The organism is Microcoleus sp. CAWBG640 (genome assembly GCF_020883015.1).
GTDB classification, from domain to species: domain Bacteria; phylum Cyanobacteriota; class Cyanobacteriia; order Cyanobacteriales; family Microcoleaceae; genus Microcoleus; species Microcoleus anatoxicus.
In genome coordinates this window covers 1-8,902 of sequence record NZ_JAHRFC010000075.1, presented here as the reverse complement: position 1 = coordinate 8,902, position 8,902 = coordinate 1, and the positions used below count along the sequence as shown (strand labels likewise).

At 49.3% G+C, this 8,902-nt stretch carries 5 protein-coding genes; all 5 read left to right on the top strand.

Going from position 1 to position 8,902, the window contains the following annotated elements; all coding sequences use genetic code 11:
* Positions 1-22: 22 nt before the first annotated feature.
* On the top strand, positions 23-1,171 hold the full coding sequence (locus AAFP11_RS24590; protein WP_341739408.1) for a sulfate ABC transporter substrate-binding protein: 1,149 nt from the start codon (positions 23-25) through the stop codon (positions 1,169-1,171).
* A 115-nt stretch (positions 1,172-1,286) separates the two neighbouring features.
* Entirely contained in the window at positions 1,287-2,147 is an 861-nt protein-coding gene (gene cysT / locus AAFP11_RS24585; RefSeq protein ID WP_341739400.1) for a sulfate ABC transporter permease subunit CysT, read from the top strand.
* Complete coding sequence (gene cysW, locus AAFP11_RS24580; RefSeq protein ID WP_341739399.1) at positions 2,137-3,015, top strand: sulfate ABC transporter permease subunit CysW; 879 nt, start codon at positions 2,137-2,139, stop codon at positions 3,013-3,015. Before cysT ends, cysW begins: the two co-directional genes overlap by 11 nt.
* A 177-nt stretch (positions 3,016-3,192) precedes the next feature.
* Complete coding sequence (locus AAFP11_RS24575) at positions 3,193-3,552, top strand: NIL domain-containing protein (protein ID WP_341739398.1); 360 nt, start codon at positions 3,193-3,195, stop codon at positions 3,550-3,552.
* Positions 3,553-4,001: 449 nt separating this feature from the next.
* The coding region (locus AAFP11_RS24570; protein WP_341739397.1) for an SdrD B-like domain-containing protein at positions 4,002-8,902 on the top strand (4,901 nt) is incomplete at its 3' end.

The following is an 8,902-nucleotide window of genomic DNA, read 5'->3' as shown; positions in this document are numbered from 1 at the left end:
TTTAAGTAAAGGAACCAATATAATGAGTCCGTGGCAACGCCTAAGTCAACGTCTTCGCCAGTCACAACCGCAGCCAGTGGGCAAAAGTCAATTATTGACTTCGCTTAAAAGCTTTGTGTCGCTATTTTTACTGGGAATCACATTAAGTTTTGCGATCGCATCCTGCGCGCCCACTAGCAACAAAAATCCCGGAGCCAATCCCGGCGGGGCTTCTAACCCAAGCGCCAACAAAAGCAACGTAGAATTAACCCTCGTTTCCTTCGCCGTCACCAAAGCCGCCCACGAAGCCATAATTCCCAAATTCGTAGAAAAGTGGCAAAAAGAACAGGGCCAAACCGTCACATTCAGCCAAAGCTACGGTGGTTCCGGTTCCCAAACCAGAGCCGTAATTGACGGCTTAGAAGCAGACATCGTACACCTCGCCCTCGCCCTCGACACCAAAAAAATCGAAAAAGCCGGACTAATTGAGCCTGGGTGGGAAAAAGAAGTCCCTAACGAAGCCATAGTCAGCAAATCTGTAGCAGCCATAGTCACCCGTGATGGCAATCCTAAAGGCATCAAAAACTGGGAAGATTTAAGCAAAGACGGAGTGAAACTGATTACCGCCGATCCCAAAACATCGGGGGTGGCTCGCTGGAATTTTCTCGCACTTTGGGGCTCAGTGCTCAAAACCGGAGGAGACGATACCAAAGCATTGGACTTTACTAGCAAAGTCTACAAAAATGTCCCCATCCTGACTAAAGATGCCCGCGAAGCCACCGACGTATTTTTCAAACAAGGCCAAGGCGACGCCTTAATCAACTACGAAAACGAGATTATTTTGGCTGGTCAGAAAGGGGAAAAACCGACTTATACTATTCCAGAAGTCAATGTTTCCATCGACAATCCCATCGCCATTGTTGATAAAAATGTCACCAAACACGGCACCAAGGAAGTAGCCGAAGCCTTCGTCAAATTCCTGTACACCCCAGAAGCTCAACGAGAATTTGCCAAAGCCGGATTCCGCCCAGTAGATGCGACAGTAGCCGCGGAACCAGAATTTGCCCAAAAATATCCCCCCATCAAAACTCTATTTACAGCTCAAGATTTAGGAGGTTGGGGAGAAATTCAGAAAAAATTCTTCGATGACGGAGCTGTTTTTGACAAAATCCAAGGTTCAATTAAACGGTAGTAGCTGGGGCTGGTTACTGAGCGTAGTCGAAGTATACGAAATGATTGGTTTAGTCGAATATGCTTGGTAAAACCCTCCCCTAGGGCAATTCTTTCCAACTCAAAACTATTCTTATATGACTGTATCTTCTCCAACCAATAATCCTCAATCTCCGATTAAGCAGATCAAAAGGGCGATCGGCAAAATCACACTACCTTGGGGAATCACCCTAGGCTACCTCAGCCTCATGCTATTGCTCCCAGTGGCCGCCATGCTCTTGAAAGCCAGCACCGCAAACCCCGCCGAATTTTGGGCAATTGCCACAAGTCCCATCGCCCTTTCCGCCTACGATGTCACCTTTGTTACGGCATTAATTGCAGCATTAATTAACGGATTGTTCGGCACATTAATTGCCTGGGTTTTAGTCCGTTACGACTTTCCCTTAAAAAGGATTGTCGATGCGATCGTCGATTTACCCTTTGCACTCCCCACATCCGTTGCAGGTTTAACTCTCGCCACAGTTTACAGCGACAACGGCTGGATTGGTTCGCTGTTTGCACCCTTGGGAATCAAAATTTCCTTTACTCGCTTGGGCGTAGGTATAGCGATGATATTTATTTCCTTACCATTTATCGTCCGAACTGTACAGCCAGTTTTAAACGAGATGGAAAAAGACATCGAAGAAGCAGCTTGGTGTCTAGGTGCTTCTCAATTTCAAACCTTTTGGCGAGTAGTTTTGCCGCCCCTATTTCCGTCTATTTTAACCGGAGTTGCCCTGGGATTTTCGCGAGCGGTTGGCGAGTACGGTTCTACTGTAATTGTCGCCTCTAACATACCGTTCAAAGATTTAATCGCCCCTGTTTTAATTTTTCAAAGATTGGAACAGTATGACTATGCAGGAGCCACAGTTATCGGTACTGTCATGTTAGCTATTTCCCTAAGTATGCTGTTTGCAATTAATCTTTTACAAGCATGGAGAAGACGCTATGACGGCTAATATTAATTCATCCACGAATTACAAATTTCCGGGGGGTAGTTCGACGCAGAGTCAGGAAAAACCCTGGGTTAAGCCAACTTTAATCACCATTGCGATCGCCTATCTGGCTCTCGTCTTATTTATCCCCACCCTCAACGTTTTTTACCAAGCTTTCAGAAAGGGAGTAGAGCCATTTTTTTCTAACTTAACCTCGCCAGATTTTCTGCACGCAGCCCAACTTACCCTGGTGATTTCTTTAATTGTTGTGCCTATTAATACCGTATTCGGTTTGTGCGCAGCCTGGGTAATTGGTCGCAATAAATTTCCGGGTCGCACGCTATTAATCAGCATTTTAGATGTCCCATTTGCCATATCTCCCGTAGTTGCCGGCTTAATGATTGTACTGCTTTACGGTCGGTTGGGATGGTTCGGTCCGTGGCTTGAAGCTGCTAATATTAAGGTAATTTTTGCCTTTCCGGGAATGGTGCTGGCTACTGCTTTTGTCACCCTACCTTTTGTGGCTCGCGAAGTAATTCCGGTGTTGGAAGAAGTCGGAACCGATCAAGAAGAGGCGGCGAAAACTTTGGGTGCAAATGACTGGCAAATTTTCTGGAATGTCACTCTTCCCAGTATTCGCTGGGGATTGCTTTACGGAGTAATTTTGACTAATGCTAGAGCCATGGGAGAATTTGGAGCTGTTTCTGTGGTTTCGGGAAATATTGCTAAAAAAACGCAAACTTTGCCTCTGTTTGTAGAGGATGCTTACAAGCAGTATGCGACGCAAGCTGCATTTTCGGCGGCGGTGGTTCTTGGTTTGTTAGCAGTTGTTACTCTCGTACTTAAGGAGATTTTGGAACGAAAAACTAGCATTAAGGAAGTTGACAGTTGATAGTTGTCAGTTGTCAGTTTATACCGCAGTTTCGATCCCCCTAAATCCCCCGATCGAAGGGGGACTTTGAGAATACTCCTGTCTCCCCCTTGTTAAGGGGGGTTAGGGGGGATCGAAGGGCTAGTCGTCAAGCAGTAGTACCTTATCCCTGAAATAAGTAAATATTAGGAGGCTGAAATGTTAGATCAGAATAGTAACGAATCTGAATTTGAGGCGATCGACAATTTTCACAAAACCCAAGACTCAGACATTCCCAAATCTGAGAGTGGGGACACCAGACCAACTCAAACCCGCATTCGCATTCGTGTTCCCAAAGAATACCATCAGGAACCTGTGATCTCTAATCTGATTTCTGAATACGGTTTGAAGGTAAATTTTAATGCTGCTTTGTTGGGTGGTAAAACTACCGATGATGGTTGGTTTGATTTGGAACTAAATGGTCCGGCGAAACAGATGGAAAGTGCTCTGTTTTATCTCAACGATTTAGATGTAGAAATTTGGAGTAATTCCAATAATCCCGTTGAGGAAAGTTGGTAACTCACCATCACTAATTACCCAGAACTCATACTCTAGGACTAATTAACCATCACTAAGGACCAAGGGCTGTGAGATACCCGACCTGTTCAATGAGTCGGGTATCTGGGTATTCTGTTTTTTGCAACAGTTATTTACCTATTTTAGTATTGACATTTTTCATAAATTGTGGTATTGAGTTTGTTGTGAAGAGCAAATGTGGCGCGTAATAACAATAATATATAAAGTATGTTTGTAAAACCAGGAACAATATTCCTATGGGAGAGTTCTAAACAATCAAATTAAATAATTTATTGTAGCCACGCACAAAAAAAGGCTGGTGTCAATACATAAAAAAGCATATGTGGAAGCACGGGCGATCGACTTTATGGGCACCGGAACAAAAGGCGATCGCTGTTCGGGCTGGTTTGTGTTATCAATTTGATGTGTGCGTGTACTAGAGGAATAAAATCATGGAATTTGACAAAGTACCAAACCAACAGATAGTTTTTGTAGATCCCAAAGTTAAAAATTGCGAAATTTTAACGAAAAGCACTAATCTCGATACAGAAGTTATTGTTCTGAAGGGCGATCGCGACGGCATCGAGCAAATAGCAGCAACACTCAAACAACGGCAAAATATAGGAGCAGTTCACATTCTGTCTCACGGTGCCGAGGCGTGCGTGCAAATCGGTGCAACAGAACTGAATCTAAGTAATATTGAAACTTATCGCGATCGGCTAGAAACATGGTTTGCTTTACCAGCAGAGGAAAACTCGAACTCTCGAATTACAGCTAAACCCGAAATTCTACTTTATGGTTGCAACGTCGCCGCCACAGAAGCTGGTGTCGCTTTTGTGCAAAGGCTGAGCCAGCTCACCGGAGCAGAAGTTGCCGCTTCCAATAACTTGACAGGGAATGCAGCCTTGGGTGGAGACTGGGAACTGGAAGTCACTACAGGCAAAATAGAGACGGCTGTGGCATTTTCCCCAGAGGCGAGAGAGGCTTACAGCGGTGTTTTGGCAACCTTTACCGCTACCGACTTTACCAGTCTGAACAACGCCATCCTTTTTGCTAACGTCCTGCCGGATACTGATGATATCAACATCACTGGCAACATCACCTTCCCTGCCGGACAAGTTCTGCCTATCGTTAGCACCCCTGTAAACTTTGTTGGCAGCACTACAACTGGGATTACGATCGACGGCAGCAATAACCCAATTTTCTTTGTTGACAACGCCGCAGTTAATTTCTCTAACCTGACGATCGCCAATGGTCTATCCCAGGGTGATGCCGGCACTCTTGGTGGCGGTGGCGGTGCGGGATTAGGAGGTGCGCTCTTCATCAACAGTGGCAATGTCAACATTGACAACGTTACTTTCAGCAACAACCGAGCGATCGGCGGTGCGGGTGGCGCAGCCGGAAGTACCGGAAAGGGTGGCAACAGTGGCTTAGCCAAATTCTTCACCACTTCAGGCAGCAGCGGTATCGGAGGCGGGCCTGGGACTCCCACTAGCACTGGTGCCACTGGCGGTAGTGCGGGTAGTGGTGCCACTGGCGGTGCTGGCGGTCAAGGCGGTACTAGCGCAGCCAATCCTGGTCAAGGCGGTCAAGGTGGAGATGGTGGCAGTGGAGCTCCAGGTGGTAATGGCGGTATCGGTGGCCTTGGCAATGGTGGTACTGGCCCTGGTGGTGAAGGCGGTGCTGGCGGTATAGGTATTAACGGCGGTGGCGGCGGTGCTGGCGGTGCTGGTGGTAGTGCAGGTGCTGCTGGCGCTCTTCGGGGCGCCGGTGGCAATGGCGGTGCTGGTGCTCTAGGCGGAGGTGGAGGGCCTGGTGGCGCTGCCGGTGCGGTGGGTACAACCACAAATCCAGGTAATGGTGGTTCTGGCGGTAATCTGGGGGCAACCACGGGTACTGTCGGCGGTGGTGGGAGTGGTTTCGCAGCAGGCACTGGCGGCACTGGCGGTAATGGCCAAGCCATTGTGGGCGGTGCTGGCGGTGGCGGTGCCGGTCTGGGCGGCGCGATTTTTGTCAACAGCGGTACTTTGAAGGTCAGCAATAGTACCTTCAGCAGCAGCAGAGCAACAGGTGGCGCTGCGGGCGCTGCGGGTGCTACTGCGGGTTCAGGATTAGGTGGTGCAATTTTTGTTAACCAGCTTAGTGCAAATGCCACCCTAACTAACACTACGATCGCCAGCAACCCCGCAGTTGTAGTCCCCCCTCTGCTGAATGCCAGCACTAACGGCGGCGGAATTTTCAACAACGCCGGAACTCTCACCCTCAACAACACCCTCGTTGTTAATAATACCCAAGGCGCAGGCACCCAAGTTGGTGGAAGTTTCACTAACAACACCAGCTTTATTGGCACTACCGCCGTAACTTGGCTCGGCCCCCTGCAAAATAACGGCGGTCTTACTCCCACTCACGCTTTACTCAGCACTGCCCCGATCGGCGCTGGAGGCGTTATCAATGCCGGTACTACTGCCAATGCCCTGACCACAGACCAGCGAGGTACTCAGTTTGGTCAGCCCTTTGCACGCAGGGTCAACGGCGCGGTTGACATCGGCGCTTACGAATACGGCCCCACCGTTACGGGTCAAGTTTTCAACGACACCGACGGCAATGCGGCCAAAGACGGGACAGAAGCAACTCTCACAACTCCAGTCCAAAACTTTGTTGTTTATGTAGATGACAACAATAACAGCACCCTAGATAGTGCTGAAAAACGGGTGACAGTCGCAACGGGTGGGAATTACACCCTCCTCGACACCAAGAGTAATAGCCCCGTTCGAGAACAGGCAGTAACTAATTGGCAGCAAACTTTCCCTACAGCTACCGCTACTCCCTACAACACAGGTATTGCTGACTCTAACAGCAAAGACTTTGGCAACTTCCAGTCCATGACCATTAATGGTCTCATCTTTGATGATAAAAACGGCAACGGAACCCAAGACTCAGGAGATACCGGATTACCCAACATCCAGATCGACTTAATCAACTCCGTCACCGGAGCAATTATCAGCAGCCAAAACACAACTGCCACTGGTACTTACAGCTTCTCGAACCTAGGGCAGCTGAACGGTGCTAAGTACCGAGTCCGGGAAGTAGTGCCGACAGGCTCCACAAAAACCACAACAGATCCCGCCGACATCCCTCTCCAAAGCGGTCTAACTGTCGCTGGCGGAAACTTCGGCAACTTCAAAAACATCACCATTAGCGGCACCAAATTCGATGACAAAAACGGCAACAGTGTCCTAGATACCGGAGAAGTTGCACCGGCAAATACTTGGGATATTCAGTTAGTTAACGCCGTCGGTGCAGTGGTTAAAACCCAAACGACAGCTACCACCACAGGCAACTACACCTTTACCGATGTTGGGCCAGGCACCTACACCCTAAAGGAAGTGGCACAGACCGGTTGGCAGCCAACTCTTACCCCTACTGGCAGCATCACAGCCACCAGTGGTGTCAACATCACCAACATCCCGGCCACTCCCACCAACTTCGGGAACTTCCTGCTAGGCAAAATCGGCGGGATCAAATTTAATGACCTCAACAAGAATGGCACCCAAGATTTGCCAGCAGAACAACCACTAGGAGGCTGGACAATCTACCTGGATGCTAACAACAACAGTATCCAAGAACCGGGAGAAACTGCCACCGTTACTGATAGCGCCGGTAAGTATCAGTTCATCAACCTGACAGCCGGCACCTACAACGTCCGGGAAGTGCTGCAACCGGGCTGGACGCAAACGGTACCGGCCGCCCCAGGTGCGTTTACGATCGCCGTCACCAGTGGCACAGACTCCCAAAACAACAACTTCGGCAACTTCAAACCCAACTCGATTAGCGGTATCAAGTTCAACGACATCAACAAGAGTGGCTTCCTGGATGCAGGGGAAGCCGGACTACCCAACTGGCAATTTTTCCTTGATACCAACAACAACGGCACTCTCGACACAAACGAACCCAAGGCAGACACCGATCCCGCCGGCAACTACAAATTCCTCAATTTGCCCGCAGGTACTTACAAGGTGCGGGAAGTACCGCAAACCGGTTGGACACAAACTACCCCCAACCCGGCAGATATTACTGTCACCAGCGGTCAAGACATCCCTAACATTAACTTCGGCAACTTCAAGTCGAGTACAATTAGCGGGCAAAAATTCAGCGATGCTAACAACAACGGCATCAAGGATACTGGGGAATTGGGGCTGCAAAACTGGCAAATCTTCCTGGATCTCAACCAGGATGGCCTCTTTCAACAGACCGAACCCACGACTATTACCGATACCAACGGTAACTACACTCTGGTCAATATTCCCGCAGGCACTTACCAGGTAAGGGAAGTGCAGCAAAATGGCTGGACGCAGACTACTCCTAATCCGGCCCCGGTGACGATTGTTGGTGGTAATAGCATTACTGGTGTTGACTTCGGCAACTTTCTGCCCCAACCGGCTACGATCCGAGGTCTGAAGTTCCGAGACTCTAATAATAATGGCACTCAAGACAGCGGAGAACTGGGTTTGCCCGGTTTCCAAATTCAGTTAACTAATGTTACGACTGGGGTAGTTGCTCCTACTCCTGTTACCACCACTACAGACAACAGTGGGAACTACCTATTCACGAACCTGACACCGGGAACCTACCGCGTCCGGGAAATCGCGCAAACAGGGTTCACCCAAAGCACCCCTAACCCCGCCGACATCGTGCTGGCTTCTGGGGCTATTGTCAATAACGTCAATTTTGGTAACTTCCCGGCACCGACTCCGACTCCGACACCAACTCCGACTCCGAGGCCGACTCCGGCACCGACTCCTGCACCAACTCCGGCACCGACTCCTGCACCGACTCCGGCACCGACTCCTGCACCGACTCCTGCACCGACTCCCACTCCGACTCCAGCACCTACTCCGGTACCGACTCCCACTCCGACTCCAGATACTCCTCTGAGCCCACAAACGACTGATTTGGTTCGCCCAAGTGACTTCCCCAGGGTGGATACTCCTAATGAGCCTGGTATCCCGATCGCGGGTACTGTGATTAAGGGCCCTAATGGTGATGATACGATCTTCGGTAGTGCAGCCCGTGACTCTATCTTCGGATTGGGTGGCAATGATTTGATCTTTGGGCGTCAGGGCGATGACTATATCAATGGCAATACCGGCAACGATAGTGTCTACGGAGGTGTCGATAACGATACTCTGCTTGGCGGCAAAGGCTTTGACGTGATATTTGGCGATCTCGGCAACGATGTCCTTTATGGTAATCGTGGCAATGATTCCATCTCTGGCGATGAAGGTGATGATTTATCCTACGGCGGCAAAGGCGATGATGTCCTCTTGGGTGTCACTGGTAACGATGTGCTCTT